This is a genomic window from Amphritea sp., assembly GCF_050300915.1.
GTDB lineage: Bacteria > Pseudomonadota > Gammaproteobacteria > Pseudomonadales > Balneatricaceae > Amphritea.
On the sequence record NZ_JBNKYN010000005.1, the window covers coordinates 59,245 to 80,659 of the forward strand.

Consider the following 21,415-nt stretch of genomic DNA (forward strand, 5'->3'; position numbering starts at 1 on the left):
AGACACGCAGCCTATCCTGGGAATGCTAAGTTCTGGTTAAACAGAGCTCTTGTCAGTCGCGCTATCGTTAACCCGGAACCCGTCTGATCTTAGCACCCAGCAGCTGCATCTTCTCTTCGATACACTCATAACCACGGTCAATATGGTAGATACGGTCAATCACTGTATCACCGGTTGCCACCATCGCCGCGATTACCAGACTTGCAGAGGCCCGCAGATCGGTCGCCATCACCGGCGCACCGGTCAGAACCTCCCGTCCTTCGATAATCGCAGTATTGCCATCAATAGTGATCTTAGCCCCCATCCGCAGCATCTCCTGCATATGCATGAAACGGTTTTCAAACACCGTTTCTTTAATCACCCCCACACCTTCAGCAATAATATTCAACGCCGCAAACTGCGCCTGCATATCGGTGGGGAATGCAGGATAAGGTGCCGTGGTCACATCAACCGCTTTTGGACGCTTACCTTTCATATCCAGACTGATCCAGTCCGGGCCGCGCTCAATCTCGGCTCCCGCTTCTTCCAGCTTCATCAGCACCGCATCAAGAATATCCGGGCGGGTGTTCTTAACTTTTACCCTACCCCGAGTGGCCGCTGCAGCCACCAGATAAGTTCCGGTTTCAATCCGGTCTGCCACCACTGAATAGGTACAGCTCTTCAGTGAGGCAACACCATTAACGATAATCGTATCGGTACCATGTCCGGTAATATCGGCCCCCATGGCGATGAGAAACTCAGCCAGGTCGACAATTTCCGGCTCACGAGCCGCATTTTCAATAATGGACTGCCCTTCAGCCAGAGCCGCCGCCATCAGGATATTTTCCGTTCCGGTGACGGTCACGATATCGAAAAATACCCGACCGCCGGTCAGACGACCATCGCAGGTGGCACGAATAAAGCCTTCCTCAACAGTAATCTGTGCTCCCAGAGCTTCAAGGCCCTTAAGGTGCAGATCCACAGGACGACTACCAATGGCACAGCCGCCCGGCAGGGAGACTTCAGCATGACCAAAATGCGCCAACAGCGGCCCAAGCACCAGAATCGAAGCACGCATGGTTTTCACCAACTCATATGGCGCGATTGTGGAGGTCAGAGTCCGGGGGTCGATCTCAACATTGAGCTTTTCATCGACCGTCAGCTCTACACCCATCTGCCGCAGCAGCTCGAGCATTGTAGTGATATCATGCAGATGAGGCAGATTGCTGACAGTAACCGGTTCATCGGCCAACAGAGTCGCAGCCAGAATAGGCAGCGCCGAATTCTTCGCTCCGGAAATACGTACTTCACCGTCCAGGCGATTACCACCGGTAATAATCAGTTTATCCATCGATATAGGGTCTCTAAGCGCTTCAGTTCTGTTCTGCCCACTGGGCACGGGTAAAGGTTCTGATGGTCAGAGCATGGATACTGCCATCAGCAATCTGATCAGCAAGGCAGGCGTAGACCATCTGTTGCTTTTTAACTGGTCGCAAACCTTCAAAGATGTCCCCAACAACAGTTACCTGAAAATTACAGCCTTCGCCTTCAGGGAATACTTCACATCCTTCCAGTTTTTCTTCCAGAATCTGTTTTACGTCTTCGATTTGCATGCGCGGTACCAATGAGTATTGGGGGAAAATAATAGGCCGGATATGATAGCGGAAAATGTCACAAAAGGCGATGACTGTAGCGTAACAGCCACCGCTTACCAATGCGCTTCCGGGCAGCCCTTCAGGGATTCAGACCCGTATGTTCAAGCCCGACCAGACTAACGATTGAGCTTAGTTCAGCGGGAATATTAACCGCCTTGAGTGAGAGTTTGCGTGACCGGGTTTTACGCTCCAGACAAAGCCAGAGCGACACGGCAGAGCTATCCACCCGGCCCACACCTGCAAAATCAATGATACATGTCTGATTCGCCTGGGCAACCGCTTTTGCGAGCGCCTCGCGAACCGACATAATCGTGCTAAACAGCAGATCACCCTTCAGTAGAATAACATCGCCACTAACCTCTACCTGAGATGTCATCAGCTATCCTTACTGCCATTACCAGCCACAGCGGCTTGCCAGTCAGCGATGACCTGCTCCACATTACCATTGGTGCGCGACACCATATCAGAAAATTGATTTTTGAAATTGAGTCGCAGATTAATCCCGTCGACCAGCACATTTACCAGCTTCCAGCCGCTATCCTCTTTCAGCATATAGTACACCAGCGTGTACGCATCACCTTTAGCCGAGAATACATTAACACTCACTACCTGCTTATCCGCGTCAGGGCTTGGCGAGCCTTCTGGCGCCACTTCATATCTGACAATATCAAAACCGGTAAGCGACTTCGCATAGGTACGCACCATGGTATCTTTAAAAACAACCGCAAAAATCTTCTGCTGCTTTTCGTCCACCCGGTTATAAAACTTGCCCATAACCCGCTTGGAAACGTAATCAAAGTCCACCACTGGATTAAGAATGGATTCGATCTCACTGATCAGCTGCTCATTTTGCTCAGGTGCCTTGAGAGACTCATTTTCAAGCACTTTCATCATTTTTGCAGAGGCCTGTTCTACGGCATTTCGCGCTTCATCCCATGAAGCATTTGCCGTCACCGAGGTAAACACCAGAGCCAATACGACCAACCAACGATTCAAATATCTCATTTTTACACTTCCTATACCGTTACAACACTAGCTGACTGACTCTATTCCGAAGCCTGGTTGAAAAGAAACTTACCAATCAACTCTTCCAACACCAGAGCCGACTGAGTGTCTTCAATAAAGTCGCCCTCTTTCAATATCTCATCATCGGCAGCACCACTGGTAATACCGATATATTTCTCGCCCAGCAGACCCGCAGTAAGAATGGATGCAGAACTGTCAGAAGTCAGGTAATTGACATCTGCGTTAATATCCATTTCTACCAGCGCCATCAGCTTTTTACGATCAATAGTGATACTTCTGACCTTCCCGATAGTAACACCTGACATAGTCACTTTTGAGCGGGCCGTCAGCCCCCCCACATTTTCAAACCGGGCATATATCTTATAGGAATCTTGCTGTTTAGACAGACTCAGGCCGCTCACATTTATCGCCAGCATGGTAAGTGCGAGAGCGCCCACCAACATAAAAATACCGACGCCTAACTCAACTCCACGGTTACGCATGTATTAAAGATCTCCAAACATCAAAGCGGTCAAAATAAAATCCAGCCCCAGGATGGCGAGGGATGAGTAGACCACCGTTTTTGTAGTCGCCTGACTGATTCCCTCTGACGTTGGTACCGAATCGTACCCCTGAAACACAGCAACCCAGGTCACCACCAAACCAAACACCAGGGACTTAATCAACCCGTTGCCGATATCATCAAAAAAATCGACTGAGTTTTGCATATTCGACCAGAATGAACCCTCATAGATTCCCAGCCACTCAACACCAACCAACACCCCACCCCAGATGCCAACGGCACTGAAGATCATGGTCAGAATTGGCAGGCTGATCAACCCGGCCCAAAAGCGCGGCGCGATTATGCGACGCAGCGGGTCAACACCGATCATCTCCATGCTGGAGAGTTGCTCGGTGGTCTTCATCAGACCGATTTCAGCGGTCAGCGCCGACCCTGCACGACCGGCAAACAACAACGCGGTGACCACCGGTGCCAGCTCACGTACCAGGCTGAGTGCAACCATCTGCCCTACCGCCTGTTCAGTACCGTAATCCACCAGAATGGTATAGCCCTGCAATGCCAGCACCATACCGATAAACAGACCCGAGACCACAATAATGATCATCGATAAAACGCCCACTGAATAAAGCTGGCGCACCAGCAGGGGGAATGAGGTCAGCGGGTCTGGCCGGGCGATAATGGCGTGCATCAAAATCATGCCTGAACGACCTATAGCCGCTATCCTCTCAAGCACAAAACGACCGAGAAGGATTAAATTATTGGCTACTGCTTGCATCAACACCCCTCCATCAGTTCAGTTTCATAATCGGCGGCAGGAAAATGGAACGGCACCGGGCCATCCGGCAAGCCCTGCATAAACTGTCGCACCTGCTCAGAGTTATTCTGTTTCAGCTGCTCCGGCGTACCATGGGCAATCACACTGGCATCCGCCAGAATATAGATATAATCAGCGATGCTCAGGGTCTCTTTGATATCATGAGAAACGATGATACTACTATGCCCTAACGCCTGATTGAGCTTCTTAATCAGATTCACCAGCACCCCCATCGCAATCGGGTCCTGCCCCGTAAATGGCTCATCGTACATCACCAACGCCGGATCCAGCACTATCGCCCGGGCCAGCGCAACACGACGCCCCATCCCTCCGGAAAGCTCGCTGGGCATCAACTCTGCAGCTCCGCGCAACCCCACAGCATGCAGCTTCATCAAGACGATATCGCGAATCATGTCCTGCGGCAGCTTAGTATGCACCCGTAATGGAAAGGCGACGTTTTCAAACACGGTCATATCGGTAAACAGTGCGCCGCTCTGAAACAACATGCCCATTTTTTCACGCACGTTGAACAACTCAGAACGCCCCAGGCGGGGGATATCATCACCATCCAGCAAGATAGAGCCGGAATCAGGTTTCAGCTGCCCGCCAATCAGTTTCAACAGCGTTGTCTTACCGGTACCACTGGGCCCCATAATCGCCGTCACCTTACCCCGGGGGATACGTATATCTATATTTTTACAGATATAGCGCTCTCCCCTGCTAAAGGTAAGCTGTTTAATATCAATTATGATATCGTCAAAAAAATCCATAGTAACGATGGCTCAATCGGGACAGTAATGGGTTCCAGGTTAATGCAGTATTAACGGCAACAGAGACAGCCTGAAACGACTATGCTAGCTAGCGGCAATCGGCTTAAAAGCGCCAACCTGCCATAAAAAATGCGTGCAGACTATAACACTCTTGCTATTAAACTTGAATAAAATCAGCGACAACTGCAGCTACCTCTTGCACATGCAGCGGATTATTCATTAAATAGGCCTCCGTTTTAACCACAGCTGAACAAACAACCCGATGCTATACCCCATTATTGCACTGCTATTAGGTTTCATCATTCTTGTCTGGAGTGCTGACCGGTTCGTCGCCGGCGCCGCCGGAACAGCAAAGAACTTCGGCATGTCGCCCATGCTGATCGGTCTGACGGTGGTTTCCTTTGGCACTTCGGCTCCGGAGATTCTGGTCTCGATCATGGCAGCGACCACCGGCGCTGGCGACCTGGCGGTAGGCAACGCACTGGGATCTAACATCGCTAACATTGGTCTGGTGTTGGGTATAACCGCACTAATTGCTCCATTGCCGGTACGCTCCAAGGTACTGAAACAGGAGATTCCTCTGCTACTGGCCATTACATTGCTGGCGGGTGGCGTACTTTATGACTTTTATCTCGGCCGGGTAGACGCGATCATCCTCTGTCTGTCACTGGCAGGCTGCCTGTTCCTGTTTACCCGTTTCCAGCGAAACTCGGAAGGTGATGAGATCCACGATGAAGAGGACGAACTGCCTGAGCTACCCACCGGACGCGCCATTTTTTGGCTGATTGCCGGACTGGCACTGCTCGCCGCCAGTTCACGGCTTCTGGTCTGGGGCGCAACCGAAATCGCGCTTACCCTTGGTGTCAGTGATCTGGTTATCGGTCTGACCATCGTTGCCATTGGCACCAGCCTGCCGGAGCTGGCAGCATCGGTCGTCAGCGCCCTCAAAGGCCATACCGATATCGCGCTGGGCAATGTGGTCGGCTCTAATATCTTTAACATAGCCGCGGTTATGGCAGTCCCGGGGCTGCTGGCCCCAATTGAGCTGGTACCGATGGTCTTTTGGCGCGATTACGGCGTAACCTTAGGTCTGACCCTGTTACTAACAGCGTTGGCGTTATATCAGCGCCCCCCGAAGATCTCAAGGTTCGAAGGCGGATTGCTACTGGCAGCCTATGCAGGTTATCTCGCACTACTATACAATATGAGCGTTTAATGAATCGATCGGGCGTAGCCCGCTCTACCCTGGCACTTTAAGTTAAGTATGTGTACGTTAGGTGCGATTAACAAAGAGCAAAAATAGAGAATGATGAATAACGAACTGGACTTTCTGGCATCCGCCAGACGTACAATTGAGCTGGAAAGGGATGCAGTCAATGATCTGCTTGCCTACCTTGATCCGGACTTTGAAAAAGCCTGCAAGCTGGCACTGGAGTGCAAAGGCCGGGTTATCGTCACCGGAATGGGCAAAAGCGGCCATATCGGCAACAAGATCGCCGCCACACTAGCCTCTACCGGCACGCCATCATTCTTTGTTCACCCAGGTGAAGCCAGCCATGGCGATCTCGGTATGATCACCCGGGCCGATGTTGTTATCGCGCTATCTAACTCTGGCGAAACCAGCGAAGTGCTGTCAATCCTACCGCTGATTAAGCGGATGAAAGCACCGCTGATCAGCATTACCGGGAATCCTGAATCAACCCTGTCCCGCAGCGCTGATGCCAACCTGAATGTCACCATCAGCCAGGAAGCCTGCCCCCTCGGGCTGGCACCCACCTCCAGCACAACAGCCACACTGGTCATCGGCGATGCGCTGGCTATCGCCCTGCTGGAAGCCCGGGGTTTCAGTGCCGAAGACTTTGCCTTCTCCCACCCGGGCGGCAGCTTAGGACGCCGTCTGCTACTGAAAGTGTCAGACATCATGCACAGCGGCGATGATATCCCAGTGGTCAGCGATTCAACCATGCTGCGTGAAGCGCTGATGGAAGTTACCCATAAACGCCTGGGAATGACCACCGTTGTCAACGATCAGGGCATCCTGCAAGGTATCTTTACCGATGGCGACCTGCGTCGTACCCTGGATCATGACGTGGATATGAAAAGCACCCCGATTACCGAAGTCATGACCACCCAGTGCACCACCGTTACCAGCGAGATTCTGGCTGCAGAAGCGCTTCAGATCATGCAGGACAAACAGATCAACGCACTGATCGTACTTGATGACGAACACCGCCCGGTTGGCGCACTGAATATGCATGACATGCTCAAAGCGGGTGTGATCTGATGCCAGCGCAATATACTGAAGCACTAATCCAGAATCTGACTGCAACACAGATTGACGATATTAAGCAGGTCGCGCTGGCGGTATTTGATGTCGATGGCGTGCTCACCGATGGCAAACTGAATTTTCTCGCAGACGGCAGTGAAGTAAAGAACTTCAACACCCTCGATGGGTTGGGCATCAAACTGCTTGCGCAGGCGGGAATCAAAACCGCCATCATAACCGGACGCCTTTCACCGCAAGTGGAGCGCCGCGCTGAAGCACTGGGTATCGACTACCTCTATCAGGGCCGTGAAGATAAGCTAATCGCCCTGCAGGAACTCTGGCTTGACACCGGTTTCAGCGCAGCACAAACCGCCTATATCGGTGATGATCTGCCGGATCTGGCAGCCATTCGCGCCGTGGCATTTGGTGCCACCGTCAACGGTGGGCATCAGTTCGTAGCCTCTCACGCCGACTTCTGCACTCTGCGTAGCGCCGGCAATGGCGCCGGGCGGGAGTTTTGCGAAACCATTCTGGCGGCTCAGGGAAAACTTGAACCTCTGCTGAGTGAGTATCTCTGAATGCTAACCGGGCGAGCACGACTGGCTGCCGCAGCGGCAATCCTTATCCCCGCCGTTATCTATCTGGGGATGGACAGCGAACGCCGCCCGGTGCAGGTAAAACAGGAGCCCAACCCAGCCTATCAGCAAGCAGATTATTATATTGTTAATGGCCAGATCAGAGACTTTGACAACACCGGGCTGCTGAAACAGCAACTCAGCTCAACCCAACTGGAACACCAGCCTGCGTTACAGCAAACTGTGGTCACCAACCCCGAGATGCAGATTTTCAACACTCACCAGCCAAACCGGAGAGTCAGCAGTCACAAGGGCATCATCAGCGATAATAATGATGAAGTGACGCTTGAAGGCGAGGTATTGTTTCAGGATAACGGGGATGCCAGTATAGCAACAACCCTACGCACCGAATCACTAACCATCCTGCCACAACAAAGTATGGCCAGAACCGATGACCGGGTGGTTATCTCCAACAGTTCGGGCACTACCAGCAGTGTTGGCATGACAATAGACACCGACAGTGGCATTCTTAACCTCCTGTCTGATGTAACCGGAGTCTACCATGTTAATTAACAGTGCAACCAAAGCCCTGTGCGCAATGCTGCTAAGCTGGCATCCCATGGCGATGGCGATGCCTGATGATGCTCGCCAGGCTATTCACATCACGGCAGACAGCGCGACCCGTAACGACCAGACCGGCATTACCCTCTACAAAGGTGACGTGCTATTAACCCAGGGCACGATGAAAGTCACCGGTGACAGCATCGAACTGAGACAGACCGGGACAAGCATCTCCACCATTATCGCCAAAGGCCACCCTGCTGAGTTCCAGCAACGTCCGGCTGCCAATAAAGAAGTAACTCATGCATACGGCGAGGTTCTGGATTACAATATCCGTACCAAAGAGCTGGAGATAACCGGCCAGGCCAGAATATCCCAGGGTAGCGATAGTTTTAGCGGCAATCGAATTGTCTATGATATGAATAAAAGTACCGTCAATGCGTTTAGTGATCACAGCATTGATGGTCAACGGGTGCAGATGATTATCCAGCCAAAATCAACGCAACAGACAACACCTGCCGAAGACAACACGGCAACCGGACAACAACCCGCTGCAGATGCAGCTGCGGGAGAGCTCAGCAACCAATGAGTCGATTAGAAGCGCTGAATCTGGCTAAAAGTTATAAAGGTCGGGCCGTCGTTAAAGATGTCTCGATGAACGTCGACAGCGGGCAGATCGTCGGCTTGCTGGGGCCCAACGGGGCGGGCAAAACAACCTGCTTTTACATGATTGTTGGACTGGTCGATGCGGATCATGGGCGCATCAAAATTGACCATCAGGATCTGACTAACGAGCCGATGCACGGCAGAGCCCGCAAAGGGATTGGCTATCTGCCACAGGAAGCATCCATCTTCCGTAAACTCAGCGTGCACGACAATCTGATGGCGATTCTGGAAACCCGAAAAGAGCTGGACCGGAATCAACGCAAGCAAAAAATGGAAGAGCTCTTAGAAGAGTTTCATATTACTCATCTGAGCAAGAGCCTGGGCATGAGCCTCTCCGGTGGCGAAAGGCGCCGGGTTGAGATCGCCCGGGCTCTGGCAACTGAACCAACATTTATCCTGCTTGATGAACCCTTTGCCGGAGTCGATCCAATCTCCGTCAATGATATTAAGCAGACCGTAAAACACCTGCAAAGCAAGGGAATCGGCGTACTGATCACCGATCATAACGTTCGCGAAACGCTGGACATTTGCGAGCAGGCTTACATTGTCAGTGAAGGCTATATCCTTGCCGAGGGAGCGCCAGAGGATATACTTGCGAACCAGCAGGTCAGGGAAGCCTATCTGGGTGAGCAATTCAGGCTGTAACAGGTATAAAAGCGACTCTTATGAAACAAGCGTTACAATTAAAAATGGGTCAGCACCTGACCATGACCCCACAACTGCAGCAGGCGATCCGCTTGCTGCAGCTATCTACGCTTGATCTGCAACAGGAGATACAGGAAGCTCTCGAATCGAATCCAATGCTGGAAGTCAGCGAAGATGAAGGGACATCTGACGGCAGTGCTGAGCGCGATGCGTCTGACACTGAAATCAGCAACCATGAATCGGCCTCTGCATCTGCACAGACCACCGAATCAGAAGAGATTCAGGCACCTGACAGCGACTGGAACGACGACATTCCCAATGAATTGTCAACCGATAGCAACTGGGAAGACACCTTTCAAACCGCATCAGGCTCTTCATCGTCCTCATCCCATGATTTTTCCGATATGGAGATGGAGTCCAATGACACCGCCGATGAAACCCTGCAGGACCATCTATACTGGCAACTGAATCTCACCCCCATGAGCCACGTAGATCAGCTGATTGCCACCAACATCATCGATGGTATCGATGTGGATGGCTATCTCACCGTCGAACTGGACTCAATACTCGAATACTTCAATAGCCAGGACGATGACCAGCTCAGCAGTATTGAGCTGGATGAGATTGAGGCCGTATTACGCCGGGTGCAACAATTTGATCCTCCCGGAGTTGCCGCCCGGAATCTGAGTGAGTGTCTGGCGATTCAGCTGCAGCAACTCCCGGAAAATACCGAATATCGCGCTGAAGCCCTGAAAGTCGTCACGCAATATATCCACCTGTTGGGTAACCATGATTACAAACAGCTGATGCGCAAAGCACGTATTCGCGAGCCGCAGTTGTTGCAGGCGATCAATCTGATCAAAACCCTGAATCCCAAGCCGGGTTCAATGATTACCAGTTCGCAATCTGAGTACGTCATCCCTGACGTTCTGGTGTACAAAGAAAAAGGTGTCTGGCAGGTCACTCTAAACCCTGAAGTAGCCCCCAAACTGCGTATCAATGACAGCTACGCCGACCTTATCAGACGGGCCGATAACAGCCCAGACAACACCTATCTGAAGAACCACCTGCAGGAAGCCCGCTGGTTTATTAAAAGTTTGCTGAGTCGTAACGACACCCTGATGAAGGTAGCCCGCGAGATCGTCACCCGCCAGGAGGCGTTTCTGGAACACGGTGATGAGGCGATGCGCCCCATGGTGCTGCACGATATCGCCGAAGCAGTGGAGATGCATGAATCAACCATCTCCCGGGTGACCACACAAAAATATATGCACACCCCCAGGGGTATTTTTGAACTCAAGTACTTTTTCTCCAGCCATGTAACGACGGTAACAGGTGGAACATGCTCATCTACCGCGATCAGAGCCCTGATCAAGAAACTGGTTACGGCTGAAAATCCGGTCAAACCATTAAGTGATAATAAAATTGCCCAGCTCCTTGAGGACCAGGGCATCAACGTTGCAAGACGAACCATTGCAAAATACCGTGAATCGCTTAGCATTCCGCCTTCTAATGAACGCAAGCGTCTGGTTTAATGACTTTATATTCATGGGAACCGGGTTTCCCCCCGGTAAAACAACACTAGGAGATTACCATGCAGATCAATATTACTGGTCACCACGTTGAATTGACTGATTCCCTGAATGACTATGTTCAGAGTAAATTCGAAAAACTTGAACGTCATTTCGATAACATCACCAACGCACAGGTCACTTTAAGTGTTGAGAAAAACCGCCAGAAAGCGGAGGGCGATGTACATATAGCCGGAGGCCAGCTGTTTGCTTCCGATGAACAGGATGATATGTACGTAGCGATTGATGGCCTGATCGACAAGCTTGACCGTCAGATCATTAAGCACAAAGAAAAGATGAAAACTCACAAGTAAATAACAAACGATGCTAATCTCAGAACTACTAGCGCCCTCCGGAGTACTTTGTGCTCTGGAGGGAGGTAGCAAAAAACGTATTCTCGAAATTGCCAGTCAGCATATCGCTGAACTGCATCCTGGACTTAAAGCTGAAACCATCTTCGCTGGCCTGTTAGGACGTGAAAGACTGGGCAGTACAGGGATCGGAGATGGTGTGGCAATTCCTCATTGCCGTCTGGATGAGTGCAACCAGGCAACTGCCCTGCTGATCCAGCTTATCGAACCTATCGACTTCGATGCCGTTGATGGCAAACCGGTCGATCTGCTGTTTGCCCTGCTAGTGCCCTCCGAAGCCTGCGATCAGCATCTGCAAACACTGGGTAAGCTCGCAGAGCTGTTCAGTCAGGCCGATTTCCGCGAACAACTTCGCAGCGCCACCTCAGCAGAAACACTTTACACCATCATGACTGAATCCAGTCGGGAATAATACGGATGAAGCTGATTATCATCAGTGGACGCTCTGGTTCAGGTAAGTCTACCGCATTGCAGGCACTGGAAGATGTTGGCTTCTACTGCATAGATAATCTCCCGGCACCGCTGCTGCCTGATCTGGTGAATCAGATCCTGCGTGATCCCGATCACCCCAACAAGCTAGCTGTCAGTATCGATGCCCGCAACCAGCACAGTAACCTGAAACAGTTTCCGGACATTTATAAACGCCTGCGTGAAACCCGCGGACTGGATTGCGAAGTCATCTATCTCGACAGTTCAGAAACGACCCTGTTACAGCGTTACAGTGCCACCCGCCGAAAACATCCGCTGTCGAATGACTCACAGGGGCTACAACAGGCAATCAGCTATGAAAAACAGTTATTAGAGCCTGTCTCAGATCTGGCGGCGATCCGCATCGACACCACCCGCCTGTCACTCTACGAGCTGCGCGACAGCATCAAGCTGAGAGTTGCTAAACGCCAGGAGCAGGAGCTGTCACTGCAGTTTGAATCTTTTGGCTATAAACATGGCATCCCTCTGGATGTTGATTTCACCTTCGATGTCCGCTGCCTGCCCAACCCTTACTGGCTACCAGAGCTACGCGGTTTCACCGGTCAGGAACAACCGGTTATCGAGTTTCTTGAACAACAGCCAGAGATGTTGGAAATGTTTGCCGACATAACGGCTTTTCTGGAGAAATGGCTGCCGCTGTTTGAAAAAAATAACCGCAGTTATATTACCGTTGGCATCGGCTGCACCGGCGGTCAACACCGTTCAGTATTCCTTAGTGAACGTCTCGCTGGTCATTTCCGGGCAACTATGGATAATGTCCAGATTAGACATCGAGAGCTTAATTAACCAAGGATTTCAAACGATGCTGGAAAAACAGATCACCATTATCAATAAGCTCGGCCTGCATGCACGTGCAGCAGCCAAACTGATTAATGTGACCAGCGCATTTTCCTCAGACATAAAAATCACTAAAGATGGCCGCACGGTGGATGGCAAGAGCATTATGTCAGTAATGATGCTGGCTGCCAGCAAAGGCACTGAGCTGGTTATCACCACCTCAGGAGAGGATGAACAGCAGGCAATTGATGCGATTGAACTGTTGATCAATAACCGCTTTGACGAAGAAGAATAACCGTCACACCCTATTCCTTTAAAACCAATACGCTATAATGCCTCACTAACTATAAATGTCGGCAGTTTGTGTCATTGCCGACTGCCTGTATGGCATTCTGATTTTATCTGTCTGACCGGGGTCCGGCCATGAACGCCAGCACAAACGAGACCGAACTGGATAAACTGAATACTGCCCTCGAAGAGGGAGCCTTCAGACAGATACGTTATACCCTGAATAAGACTCTGCGACCCTCTGAAGTCGCCCATCTGATCGAGAAATCACCGCCCAAAGAGCGGCGTCTGTTATGGAGCCTGATCCACAAGGATATCGAGGCCGATGTTCTGCAAGAACTCGGCGACGATGTAAAGTCTGAAATTCTCAGTAAGATGAACGCTTCAGAAGTTCTGGCGATCTCGGAATCGCTGGAGACCGATGACCTTGTCGACATGATGCAACAGCTGCCGGAAACGGTGATGCACGAGCTGCTGCGATCAATGGATCATCAGAACCGGGAGCGGCTGGAAAAGGTACTTTCTTATCCGGAAGATACCGCCGGCGGTCTGATGAATACCGACACCATCACCATCCGCCCGGACATCACCATTGAGGCCGCGATGCGCTATCTGCGCCGCCATGATGAACTGCCGGACATGACCGACTGCCTGTTTGTTGTCAGTCGTAAAGATACTTATATCGGTAGCCTGCCGCTAACCCGGATGCTCGTAAGTGACCCCTCCAGTACCGTGCGGGAGATGATGGTCACCGATAAGCCACCGATTCCAGCGGATATGGAAGATACCCTGGTTGCAAAACTGTTTGAACAGGAAGACCTGGTATCCGCACCGGTGGTGGATGAGGACGGCCAGCTGCTGGGACGTATCACCATCGATGACGTGGTCGATGTTATCCGCGAGGATGCAGACCACTCACTGATGAGCATGGCCGGTCTGGAAGAAGATGAAGATACCTTCGCGCCGATTATGAAAACGACCCGACGCAGGGCAGTCTGGCTGGGCATCAACCTGGTCACTGCATTTCTTGCCTCGGCGGTGATCGGCCTGTTTGAAGAAACCATCGGCAAAGTGGTCGCCCTGGCGGTGCTGATGCCGATTGTTGCGAGTATGGGTGGCATCGCCGGCAGTCAGGTATTAACGCTAATGATTCGAGGCCAGGCTCTCGGTCACGTCGAGCGCTCCAACGCAGGCTGGCTGTTAAACCGGGAGATGGTGGTTGGTGCACTGAACGGGCTTCTCTGGGCACTGGTGGTGGCAGTGATTGCCGTGCTCTGGTTCCAGGATCTGACCATCGGAATTATTATCGCCTGTGCTATCATTATTAATCTATTAGCTGCGGCGCTGGCAGGCACAATGCTGCCGATCCTGTTAAAAACATGGGGCATTGACCCGGCGCTCGCTGGCAGCGTTTTGTTAACTACGATTACAGATGTAGTCGGCTTTTTTGCTTTTCTCGGTCTGGCTACCTTTTTCTATAGCTAGAGCGGCCCACATAAGAGATCTATATGAGTCAGAACGACGATTTTCTCCCCGATGATGACCACCCATTCGATGAAGAGTGGGTTTCAAAAACCCGTCGCAAACGGGAAATGGAAGAGTTACAGGCGTTGGGAGCGCGACTGCCAGAGCTGAATAAAGACCAGCTCTCCAAGGTACCAATGAGCGATATTCTGCGCGCGGCGGTTGTTGAGGCGCAACGCCTGCCTCCCCGATGCGAAGCGATCAGACGCCAGCTGCAGTATATTGGCCGCCTGATGCGCTCAGAAGATGCCGATGAGATACAAAACGCAGTCGACCGTTTTGAAGCCGGAAAGCAGGCACACCTGCAGGTATTCCATAAACTGGAACGCTGGCGAGACCGTCTGATACTGGGGGATAATACTGACCTGGAAGCCTATCTGGCGGAAGATTCTGCGGCGGATATCCAGTATCTGCGCCAGCTGATCCGCAACGCCAAAAAAGAGGCTAGTCTGGAAAAACCACCGGCCTCAGCTAAAAAACTGTTTAAATACCTGCGTGACAGAGCCGGTGTGTAAACAGCGTATCCAATACCTGTAACCCCGCTTACTTCAGATCAGATTTCAGATCGGCGGGGCTATCAGACGACACAGGCTTCTGGAGCAACTCAACTTTCGGGTCGCCCCAATCCCCTTCCATGGTGTAAGTCACGGTGGCAAACTCTTTCTTCACCTCATCTCCGATCAGCTTATCGAGCAAAAAAGCCAGTCCTGCGATCTGCGGAGCCCCCAGCAATACCGCAGCCAGGGGGATGTTATCCGTCACTGGCAGAGTCACCGCCATCTGCTGATTGACCGTCTCGTTAACCAGATCGATATCACCACTCATCGCCATATCCACAGAGGGCCCACGCATCACAAAGGGAGTGATCGTAGACGCCACTCCGTTAACGATGCGGTAATCGCCCTCCATCCGGTCAAAACTGACCCCTTTGGCAAACAGATCGGCAAAATCAAGTTTCAACCGCCGCCCCAGCGCATTCATATTGAGAAGACCAAATACCCGCAAGATACCGGTACCACTGCCCGCCTCAATCACCCGACCATTACGGGCAATAAATTTTAAACTGCCATCGGCACTGGCGAGAGCATACTCCCAGGGCGCCCCCGGCCATTGCAACTGCAAATCAGCATCGGTTTTCTCCGTTTCCAGCACCGTTGCATAGCCTGCACTTGCAAGCGCGCGCCCCAGATTTTTTGCTTCGAGTTTAATGTTCAGCTCACTTTGACTGGGATCACCCGGGTGCCAGATGATCCCCCCCCGGACACTGAGTTCAGGCAGCTGACCGAGAATATTCTCGATATAAGTGCTTTTATCCCGGTTGCGAACAGTAAAACTCCACTGCCCCCAACGCTTGCCTCTCAGCACCAGATCGCGAACCTCTATATCCAGATCCGGCAGCACGCCGGGCTGCAATGCGCCCACAGGGTTAACCTCTGCCGGCAGAACAGCACTCTCTTCTCCCGGGGATAGCAGAGCGTCCAGATTCAGCTGTTCAAAGCGCAATGTCGGCGCTATCGAAGCCTTATCAGGCACCGTGACCTGCAGACTCATGTCCGCAGCAATAACACCGATATCCCAGGCATGGGCAGCACGTTCAAATGATAACCGGGCACGTTGCAGCAGCAGATCGGAGTAGCTCAGGGCCGCCACATCAACGCCCCCTCTAACCGCAATCGCCCTTGCTGCAGTACTGCTTGCAGTGGTAGAGCCAGTGATGATGCCCCCCCGCTGTAACATAGTGTTTAGCTGATCATAATCAAGCTGATCTAAATGCCCGCTAATCTCCAGCCCGTTATAGGTTGTCGGCCGGGCATCCCCCGTACCTAACACAAGATGCCCGCGATGGAGTTGCTCATCCTGCAGTTGCAGCCAGGCGCTGAGCAGCTCTCCAGCCTTAATATTAAAGGTCTGAGGCGACTCAAAATCAGTATGTATTAGCAGCGGTAATGGCTGACCCATCTTCTTACGGTAAGGCGGGATAAGATCCAGCGCCACCTCCTTCAGGTCAGAGCGTAGCGTTAATCCCGAGCAGTCCGCACGAATACAGATATCCAGCTCCGCATCATATGGCTGAACTCCCTCAGCCAGCGCCAACATATCGATCCCGCTCCACTCCCGCAACTGCGGCATAGCGATAGATGACTTCAGTCGCGCAGTGATTTTCTCTGTTTTGTTTTTGCCCGTTGTCGCAATCGATGCACTCAGTGGATGGCCAAAAAACTGCCCGGTGAGCGACTTTGCATACAACCCCGACTCATTGCGATAACCGATCTCACCCGCCAGCTTATTAACGCTTAATTTGCGGCTATCTGATGCCAGAGTAAGGTCGGAAAAAGCCGTGCTGACATCAACATCCGGCTCGCCACCATTCAACGGTATCATCAGATTCAGGCGAGTGTCAGTATTACCACTGAGCCGCCATCGCAGCAGCTCTTTTTTGTCACCACCAATAACCGGGCTGCCCAACAGCGTTTTGCCAATATCTGCACTGTCACCATTGATCGCAGCCAGCAGATGCAGATTGTGTGATCCTGGAGGAAGATAGACCCAGCCGTGCTCTATTTTGCTATCGTAGATCTTCCCGTCACTGACGCTGATCGCCAGCCCCTGATCCCGCAGCAGCAAAGAGGCATCCGCACCACTCACCGCAGGCCAGCCTGGCTGATAGTCTACCGAGGCATCGGCAATATCCATAAACATTTGCACCGTCGGTGGCTGACGCGAAGGGATACTGCGGGTGCCGGTATGCAGCATAAAGCCACCCTGATTCAGGTGTCCCTGCTTAATCGACTGCACCACCCATTTTTTAATTTCCGGGTCGATCTCATGGTCAGGCACCAGCTCTGGCGCAAGGCTGCCATCCGAGTCTTTAACGCCAATCAAGAGCGTCAGTTCACTCTGAATATCATGCTCCAATGGCAGATAGAGGCTCCAGCGGCCCGAAGCATTAATGCCCGGCTTTTGCACTGTGACATGCTCGCTGCTCAGGTGCAGAGTATTATTCGCCAGGCTAAAATGGGTGGTGCCCCGTGCAGCGTTAAACACCCAACCCTGATCAAAAATTTCCGGAAAATGCAGACCCAGGTTATTACTCTCCAGGTCGATGCGACCCTGCAGCCCTGTCTGATCATATTCCAGTTGCAGCAAGCCGGTGACCCCGGACATAGCGGGAGCACCATACGCAGCGTTGAAAGCTACATCCTGCAGATCCCCCTGCAATGTTAGCTGCGTCCAGTCTTGCGGCTTATCGGCCTCAGCGTTTTCTGTGTTCTTTATTACACTACTAATCGTCTGAGAACTGCTGACTGCTGCGCTTACTGTCTGAGAGAGGTTGGTGGGAGTGATTGTTGCGTCTATAGCAGGATTCTGGATAGCGTCAGAGGCGCCAGTTTCAGTGACAGCAGCGACAGCACTGCTAGCCAGAGTGGCAGGTTGAATATCTGACTCAGGCAGCACCGGCGGCTCCCGGTCTGGCCATTGCAGCAACAAATTACGAATCATCCCGGTGGGTGCAACCCGCTTAAGCACGGCCCGGATGTCATCTGGCACAAGCGGCTGTTGACCCAAAAACGCGGCAGCGGCAGTGATATTAAATTCAGTCATCGCCAGGGACTCAATACGTCCCTGTTGACGATTGACCACCAGCTGCGGCAGTTGCAGTGACTGCTCATTAATCAATGCGGAAAAATCATCAATCTGCAACTGGAAGCGGCGGTGCTCAGGCTGTAACAGTGCGAAACGGGTTCTCAGATCCTTAATTGCCAGCTCAGGCATCGCCTGCAGTTCTGTGGCCAGTTGTAACAAACCAGTATCAAGCTCGCCAAACACACGGGTCAGACGGCCTTCAGACCAGTTTCCCCAGATCTCTGTAGCCAGCTCCAGTTGCTCAAGAGCGTCGGGCACCGGAAACAGTTCACGGGCAGCATCCAGCAATGGCGTATCGATGCCTGCCAGTTTCAGATAAAAATCAAAATTAGTGGTTTTAGGGTCGAAGCGATAACTATCTGATTCGATCCTCAGGGTAGCAGCGGCCAGTCGCTGCTCAAATGTAACCTGAAGTTCACCGGCGAAATGGTGCTGACGGCGACTGTTTTCCAGATTAAAACGCTCGCTCTGCAACAGCAGCTGTTTGCCCGATGGCAACGTCAGGTCAATCTGCGTATCGTAGAAAAATATATGCGGCTGTAACCACAGTGCCGCCAAAGGATCCACGCCGGATGTCGTGGAGTCTGCCTGTTCTGCAGCAGCGACTGAGGGGCGCGGCCAGCGAACCAGTTTCACCTGCGTATGCAGTGACCAGATTTCGACTTTGCTGAGCACGGGCTGCCATTGCATCAGACTGCTGACCGGATTCAGCCCCAATACCAGCTGTCCCAGTTCTATACGACCGATATTGTGTGAACGGTGATCAGCAATCACCACATCCTGGAGCAGCAACCGGGGAAAACGTCCCTCCCAGCTGGCATTGATGTCGCCAATGGTCACCTCGGTACGCAGGCGTTCACTCAGATATTGTTCAATCTCTGTGCGGTAGTCCAGTACCCCAGGCAACAACTGTCTGACAGCCACCGTGAGCAAGGCGATGGTCAGAATAAGGATGACCATAACCCAGCCCAGCCAGCGATTAAGCGCCCTTAATATCCGCCCGACAGACGACACAACTACCTTAACACCACATCATATTGTTCAGGGCCATACATCGGCTCAACCTGAAAACGGATTGTTTTCGCAATAAAGGCCTCCAGCTCAGCGACATGATCCGACAGCTCATCCAATAACATCGCCACCACCCGGTCAGATGCCAGCACCAGATAGGCATCGGTATCATAGGCACGGTGCTGTCGTAATATCTCGCGGAATATCTCATAACAGACGGTTTCCGGGGTTTTTACCGAACCACGGCCCTGACAGTGTGCGCAGGGTTCACAGAGAATATGTTCCAGGCTTTCGCGGGTCCGCTTGCGGGTCATCTCGACTAACCCCAGCTCAGACACCCCGGTGACCTTGCATTTAACATGATCTTTTTCCAACACCCGTTCGAGGGTTCGCAACACCTGACGCTGATGATCTTCATCAAGCATATCGATGAAGTCGATAATAATGATGCCGCCCAGGTTTCTCAGCCGCAGCTGACGGCCGATCGCCGTAGCCGCTTCCAGATTGGTCTTAAAGATCGTCTCTTCCAGATTACGATGACCTACATAAGCACCGGTATTGATATCCACAGTGGTCATCGCTTCGGTCTGATCAAAAATCAGATAACCGCCAGACTTCAGCTCTACTTTGCGTCCCAGTGCTTTCTGAATCTCCTCTTCGATATTATAGAGGTCAAAAATAGGTCGTTCACCGGGATAGTACTCAAGGATATTACTGATCTCAGGTACCAGTGCTTCAGCAAATTGCTGTGAGCGCTGAAAGGTCTCTTTAGAATCCACCCGGATCCGCTCAATTCCGGCATGCGCCATATCCCGCAACGCCCGCATATTCAGGGGCAGATCTTCATAGATACAAGTGGGTGCGCTGTATTCTTCAACTTTGCGTGAGATCGAGTCCCATAAGCGACAGAGAAACAGAATATCCTGTTTCAGCTCAGCCTCTGAGACCCCCTCTGATACAGTACGCAGAATAAATCCGCCTACCTTGGTATTCTGGTCCTCCATTCCAGCAACCACCTCTTCCACCGCTTTACGCAGACGTTCACGCTCTTCGCTATCTTCAATGCGCTGGGAGATGCCGATATGTTCATTGCCCGGCATATACACCAGGTATCGTGAGGGAATAGAAAGATTGGTTGTCAGGCGCGCACCTTTGGTACCGAGCGGGTCTTTGGTCACCTGTACGGTGAGTGACTGACCCTCTCGCAGCAAACGATTGATGGTCAGATTCGCTTTACCGTTACTACCCGACTCATCATCATCCGGATGCTGTAACTCATCGACATGAATAAACGCAGCCCGCTCCAGGCCGATATCGACAAATGCGGCCTGCATACCAGGCAGAACGCGAACGACTTTACCCTTATAGATATTACCGACAATACCGCGACGCTCAGCCCTTTCGACGTAGATCTCCTGCGGCATACCGTTTTCAATCACCGCGACACGGGTCTCAATCGGGGTAAAGTTAATCAGAATCTCTTCACTCATAATCCGTCCCTAGGAGACCCACCTGCAGGCCCCGTCAATATACTCTGGTACTGTCCAAAAGCAGCGTTATCTGTAGCGACGGTAACACTGCTGTTCTCTACGTTACGTTAAAACAAGACCGGGACAAAAGCCACGCGTAGCTGCACTGAGCTCTTCATCAGTGCCTGCTGGTCTGACTGATCGCTAAACCTGCCACACCGGGATACCAAAGGCATCCAGCAGTACGGCAGTCTCCATCAATGGCAAACCGACCACCGCAGAATAGCTGCCCTTAATATTCGCGACAAACACGGCACCCAACCCCTGAATAGCATAAGCTCCGGCTTTATCACAGGGCTCGCCACTCGCCCAGTACTGCTCACACTGAGCCAGGCTCAATATTTGAAAACGTACATCTGTAGTGACTACTTCTGTCAGCATTCGTTCCCGGTTGGTGACCGCCACGGCGGTCATCACCTGATGTTCAGAGCCGGAAAGCTGCTGCAACATTGCCAGGCCATCTTCCCGGTTAACCGGCTTGCCCAGAATCCGGCCATCACAGACCACCACGGTATCAGCCCCCAGCACCACTGCGCCTTCCGCCGCGACCGCTAAACCAGCACGGGCTTTTTCCCGCGCCAGTCGCTCAACAAAGCACTGTGGCAGTTCTCCCACACCGGGAATCTCAGGGATATCAACCGGGCTGACACTGCAGTTCACACCGATCTGTTGCAGCAGTTCTAAGCGTCGGGGAGACGCAGAGGCAAGCACCAGATTGGGAACCTCCCCACTTCTATCAGTCATATAAGGC

At 52.0% G+C, this 21,415-nt stretch carries 23 protein-coding genes; 13 read left to right on the forward strand and 10 right to left on the reverse strand.

Going from position 1 to position 21,415, the window contains the following annotated elements:
* Positions 1 to 67: 67 nt before the first annotated feature.
* The 7 genes from murA to ACQY8X_RS02415 form a co-directional block, all read right to left on the reverse strand.
* Positions 68 to 1,330: a UDP-N-acetylglucosamine 1-carboxyvinyltransferase gene (murA, locus tag ACQY8X_RS02385; RefSeq protein ID WP_428033537.1), complete on the reverse strand. Its 1,263-nt coding sequence runs from the start codon at positions 1,328 to 1,330 to the stop codon at positions 68 to 70.
* A 22-nt stretch (positions 1,331 to 1,352) separates the two neighbouring features.
* Positions 1,353 to 1,592, reverse strand: coding sequence for a BolA family protein (locus ACQY8X_RS02390; protein ID WP_428033538.1), 240 nt, complete (start codon positions 1,590 to 1,592; stop codon positions 1,353 to 1,355).
* A gap of 121 nt (positions 1,593 to 1,713) precedes the next feature.
* Positions 1,714 to 2,010 (reverse strand): STAS domain-containing protein, encoded by a 297-nt coding sequence (locus ACQY8X_RS02395; protein WP_428033539.1) that lies wholly within the window; start codon positions 2,008 to 2,010, stop codon positions 1,714 to 1,716.
* The gene (locus tag ACQY8X_RS02400; RefSeq protein WP_428033540.1) at positions 2,010 to 2,639 is read right to left on the reverse strand and encodes an MlaC/ttg2D family ABC transporter substrate-binding protein; all 630 of its coding nucleotides are present in this window, start codon (positions 2,637 to 2,639) and stop codon (positions 2,010 to 2,012) included. Before ACQY8X_RS02400 ends, ACQY8X_RS02395 begins: the two co-directional genes overlap by 1 nt.
* 41 nt (positions 2,640 to 2,680) lie before the next feature.
* Positions 2,681 to 3,142: an outer membrane lipid asymmetry maintenance protein MlaD gene (gene mlaD, locus ACQY8X_RS02405; RefSeq protein WP_428033541.1), complete on the reverse strand. Its 462-nt coding sequence runs from the start codon at positions 3,140 to 3,142 to the stop codon at positions 2,681 to 2,683.
* 3 nt (positions 3,143 to 3,145) lie between these two features.
* Complete coding sequence (gene mlaE / locus ACQY8X_RS02410; RefSeq protein ID WP_428033542.1) at positions 3,146 to 3,937, reverse strand: lipid asymmetry maintenance ABC transporter permease subunit MlaE; 792 nt, start codon at positions 3,935 to 3,937, stop codon at positions 3,146 to 3,148.
* Positions 3,937 to 4,746, reverse strand: a complete 810-nt coding sequence (locus ACQY8X_RS02415; RefSeq protein ID WP_428033543.1) for an ATP-binding cassette domain-containing protein — start codon at positions 4,744 to 4,746, stop codon at positions 3,937 to 3,939. The genes mlaE and ACQY8X_RS02415 overlap by 1 nt, the downstream gene beginning before the upstream one ends.
* A gap of 262 nt (positions 4,747 to 5,008) precedes the next feature.
* On the opposite strand from ACQY8X_RS02415, the gene ACQY8X_RS02420 reads away from it, so the two are divergent.
* The 13 genes from ACQY8X_RS02420 (at position 5,009) to yjgA (ending at position 14,994) form a co-directional block, all read left to right on the forward strand.
* Positions 5,009 to 5,962 carry a calcium/sodium antiporter gene (locus ACQY8X_RS02420; RefSeq protein ID WP_428033544.1) on the forward strand — a complete coding sequence of 318 codons (954 nt, stop codon included), beginning with the start codon at positions 5,009 to 5,011 and terminating at the stop codon, positions 5,960 to 5,962.
* Between the two features lie 93 nt (positions 5,963 to 6,055).
* On the forward strand, positions 6,056 to 7,030 hold the full coding sequence (locus tag ACQY8X_RS02425) for a KpsF/GutQ family sugar-phosphate isomerase (RefSeq protein WP_428033580.1): 975 nt from the start codon (positions 6,056 to 6,058) through the stop codon (positions 7,028 to 7,030).
* Entirely contained in the window at positions 7,030 to 7,590 is a 561-nt protein-coding gene (locus ACQY8X_RS02430; RefSeq protein ID WP_428033545.1) for a KdsC family phosphatase, read from the forward strand. The genes ACQY8X_RS02425 and ACQY8X_RS02430 overlap by 1 nt, the downstream gene beginning before the upstream one ends.
* Positions 7,591 to 8,160, forward strand: coding sequence for an LPS export ABC transporter periplasmic protein LptC (lptC, locus tag ACQY8X_RS02435; protein ID WP_428033546.1), 570 nt, complete (start codon positions 7,591 to 7,593; stop codon positions 8,158 to 8,160).
* Positions 8,150 to 8,737, forward strand: a complete 588-nt coding sequence (gene lptA, locus ACQY8X_RS02440; RefSeq protein WP_428033547.1) for a lipopolysaccharide transport periplasmic protein LptA — start codon at positions 8,150 to 8,152, stop codon at positions 8,735 to 8,737. The genes lptC and lptA overlap by 11 nt, the downstream gene beginning before the upstream one ends.
* Positions 8,734 to 9,459, forward strand: coding sequence for an LPS export ABC transporter ATP-binding protein (lptB, locus tag ACQY8X_RS02445; RefSeq protein ID WP_428033548.1), 726 nt, complete (start codon positions 8,734 to 8,736; stop codon positions 9,457 to 9,459). Before lptA ends, lptB begins: the two co-directional genes overlap by 4 nt.
* 20 nt (positions 9,460 to 9,479) lie before the next feature.
* Positions 9,480 to 10,994, forward strand: a complete 1,515-nt coding sequence (locus ACQY8X_RS02450) for an RNA polymerase factor sigma-54 (RefSeq protein WP_428033549.1) — start codon at positions 9,480 to 9,482, stop codon at positions 10,992 to 10,994.
* Between the two features lie 59 nt (positions 10,995 to 11,053).
* A complete protein-coding gene (gene hpf / locus ACQY8X_RS02455; RefSeq protein ID WP_428033550.1) occupies positions 11,054 to 11,344 on the forward strand; it encodes a ribosome hibernation-promoting factor, HPF/YfiA family in 291 nt (96 codons plus the stop codon).
* 10 nt (positions 11,345 to 11,354) lie between these two features.
* Positions 11,355 to 11,813, forward strand: a complete 459-nt coding sequence (ptsN, locus tag ACQY8X_RS02460) for a PTS IIA-like nitrogen regulatory protein PtsN (protein ID WP_428033551.1) — start codon at positions 11,355 to 11,357, stop codon at positions 11,811 to 11,813.
* 5 nt (positions 11,814 to 11,818) lie between these two features.
* The gene (rapZ, locus tag ACQY8X_RS02465; protein ID WP_428033552.1) at positions 11,819 to 12,676 is read left to right on the forward strand and encodes an RNase adapter RapZ; all 858 of its coding nucleotides are present in this window, start codon (positions 11,819 to 11,821) and stop codon (positions 12,674 to 12,676) included.
* 16 nt (positions 12,677 to 12,692) lie between these two features.
* The gene (locus ACQY8X_RS02470; RefSeq protein WP_428033553.1) at positions 12,693 to 12,962 is read left to right on the forward strand and encodes an HPr family phosphocarrier protein; all 270 of its coding nucleotides are present in this window, start codon (positions 12,693 to 12,695) and stop codon (positions 12,960 to 12,962) included.
* Between the two features lie 128 nt (positions 12,963 to 13,090).
* Positions 13,091 to 14,440 carry a magnesium transporter gene (mgtE, locus tag ACQY8X_RS02475; RefSeq protein WP_428033554.1) on the forward strand — a complete coding sequence of 450 codons (1,350 nt, stop codon included), beginning with the start codon at positions 13,091 to 13,093 and terminating at the stop codon, positions 14,438 to 14,440.
* A 23-nt stretch (positions 14,441 to 14,463) separates the two neighbouring features.
* A complete protein-coding gene (yjgA, locus tag ACQY8X_RS02480) occupies positions 14,464 to 14,994 on the forward strand; it encodes a ribosome biogenesis factor YjgA (protein WP_428033555.1) in 531 nt (176 codons plus the stop codon).
* A gap of 28 nt (positions 14,995 to 15,022) precedes the next feature.
* Here the strand turns inward: yjgA and ACQY8X_RS02485 are convergent, their stop codons facing one another.
* The 3 genes from ACQY8X_RS02485 to ACQY8X_RS02495 form a co-directional block, all read right to left on the reverse strand.
* The gene (locus ACQY8X_RS02485) at positions 15,023 to 19,084 is read right to left on the reverse strand and encodes a YhdP family protein (RefSeq protein WP_428033556.1); all 4,062 of its coding nucleotides are present in this window, start codon (positions 19,082 to 19,084) and stop codon (positions 15,023 to 15,025) included.
* 56 nt (positions 19,085 to 19,140) lie between these two features.
* Complete coding sequence (gene rng, locus ACQY8X_RS02490) at positions 19,141 to 20,625, reverse strand: ribonuclease G (RefSeq protein ID WP_428033557.1); 1,485 nt, start codon at positions 20,623 to 20,625, stop codon at positions 19,141 to 19,143.
* Positions 20,626 to 20,808: 183 nt separating this feature from the next.
* Complete coding sequence (locus ACQY8X_RS02495) at positions 20,809 to 21,408, reverse strand: Maf family protein (RefSeq protein WP_428033558.1); 600 nt, start codon at positions 21,406 to 21,408, stop codon at positions 20,809 to 20,811.
* Positions 21,409 to 21,415: the final 7 nt, after the last annotated feature.

Bases quoted from the DNA above. Each gene is read 5' to 3' on its own strand.
- murA (WP_428033537.1), bottom strand. From the start codon at position 1,330: ATGGATAAACTGATTATTACCGGTGGTAATCGCCTGGACGGTGAAGTA.
- ACQY8X_RS02390 (WP_428033538.1), bottom strand. From the start codon at position 1,592: ATGCAAATCGAAGACGTAAAACAGATTCTGGAAGAAAAACTGGAAGGA.
- ACQY8X_RS02395 (WP_428033539.1), bottom strand. From the start codon at position 2,010: ATGACATCTCAGGTAGAGGTTAGTGGCGATGTTATTCTACTGAAGGGT.
- ACQY8X_RS02400 (WP_428033540.1), bottom strand. From the start codon at position 2,639: ATGAGATATTTGAATCGTTGGTTGGTCGTATTGGCTCTGGTGTTTACC.
- mlaD (WP_428033541.1), bottom strand. From the start codon at position 3,142: ATGCGTAACCGTGGAGTTGAGTTAGGCGTCGGTATTTTTATGTTGGTG.
- mlaE (WP_428033542.1), bottom strand. From the start codon at position 3,937: ATGCAAGCAGTAGCCAATAATTTAATCCTTCTCGGTCGTTTTGTGCTT.
- ACQY8X_RS02415 (WP_428033543.1), bottom strand. From the start codon at position 4,746: ATGGATTTTTTTGACGATATCATAATTGATATTAAACAGCTTACCTTT.
- ACQY8X_RS02420 (WP_428033544.1), top strand. From the start codon at position 5,009: ATGCTATACCCCATTATTGCACTGCTATTAGGTTTCATCATTCTTGTC.
- ACQY8X_RS02425 (WP_428033580.1), top strand. From the start codon at position 6,056: ATGAATAACGAACTGGACTTTCTGGCATCCGCCAGACGTACAATTGAG.
- ACQY8X_RS02430 (WP_428033545.1), top strand. From the start codon at position 7,030: ATGCCAGCGCAATATACTGAAGCACTAATCCAGAATCTGACTGCAACA.
- lptC (WP_428033546.1), top strand. From the start codon at position 7,591: ATGCTAACCGGGCGAGCACGACTGGCTGCCGCAGCGGCAATCCTTATC.
- lptA (WP_428033547.1), top strand. From the start codon at position 8,150: ATGTTAATTAACAGTGCAACCAAAGCCCTGTGCGCAATGCTGCTAAGC.
- lptB (WP_428033548.1), top strand. From the start codon at position 8,734: ATGAGTCGATTAGAAGCGCTGAATCTGGCTAAAAGTTATAAAGGTCGG.
- ACQY8X_RS02450 (WP_428033549.1), top strand. From the start codon at position 9,480: ATGAAACAAGCGTTACAATTAAAAATGGGTCAGCACCTGACCATGACC.
- hpf (WP_428033550.1), top strand. From the start codon at position 11,054: ATGCAGATCAATATTACTGGTCACCACGTTGAATTGACTGATTCCCTG.
- ptsN (WP_428033551.1), top strand. From the start codon at position 11,355: ATGCTAATCTCAGAACTACTAGCGCCCTCCGGAGTACTTTGTGCTCTG.
- rapZ (WP_428033552.1), top strand. From the start codon at position 11,819: ATGAAGCTGATTATCATCAGTGGACGCTCTGGTTCAGGTAAGTCTACC.
- ACQY8X_RS02470 (WP_428033553.1), top strand. From the start codon at position 12,693: ATGCTGGAAAAACAGATCACCATTATCAATAAGCTCGGCCTGCATGCA.
- mgtE (WP_428033554.1), top strand. From the start codon at position 13,091: ATGAACGCCAGCACAAACGAGACCGAACTGGATAAACTGAATACTGCC.
- yjgA (WP_428033555.1), top strand. From the start codon at position 14,464: ATGAGTCAGAACGACGATTTTCTCCCCGATGATGACCACCCATTCGAT.
- ACQY8X_RS02485 (WP_428033556.1), bottom strand. From the start codon at position 19,084: ATGGTCATCCTTATTCTGACCATCGCCTTGCTCACGGTGGCTGTCAGA.
- rng (WP_428033557.1), bottom strand. From the start codon at position 20,625: ATGAGTGAAGAGATTCTGATTAACTTTACCCCGATTGAGACCCGTGTC.
- ACQY8X_RS02495 (WP_428033558.1), bottom strand. From the start codon at position 21,408: ATGACTGATAGAAGTGGGGAGGTTCCCAATCTGGTGCTTGCCTCTGCG.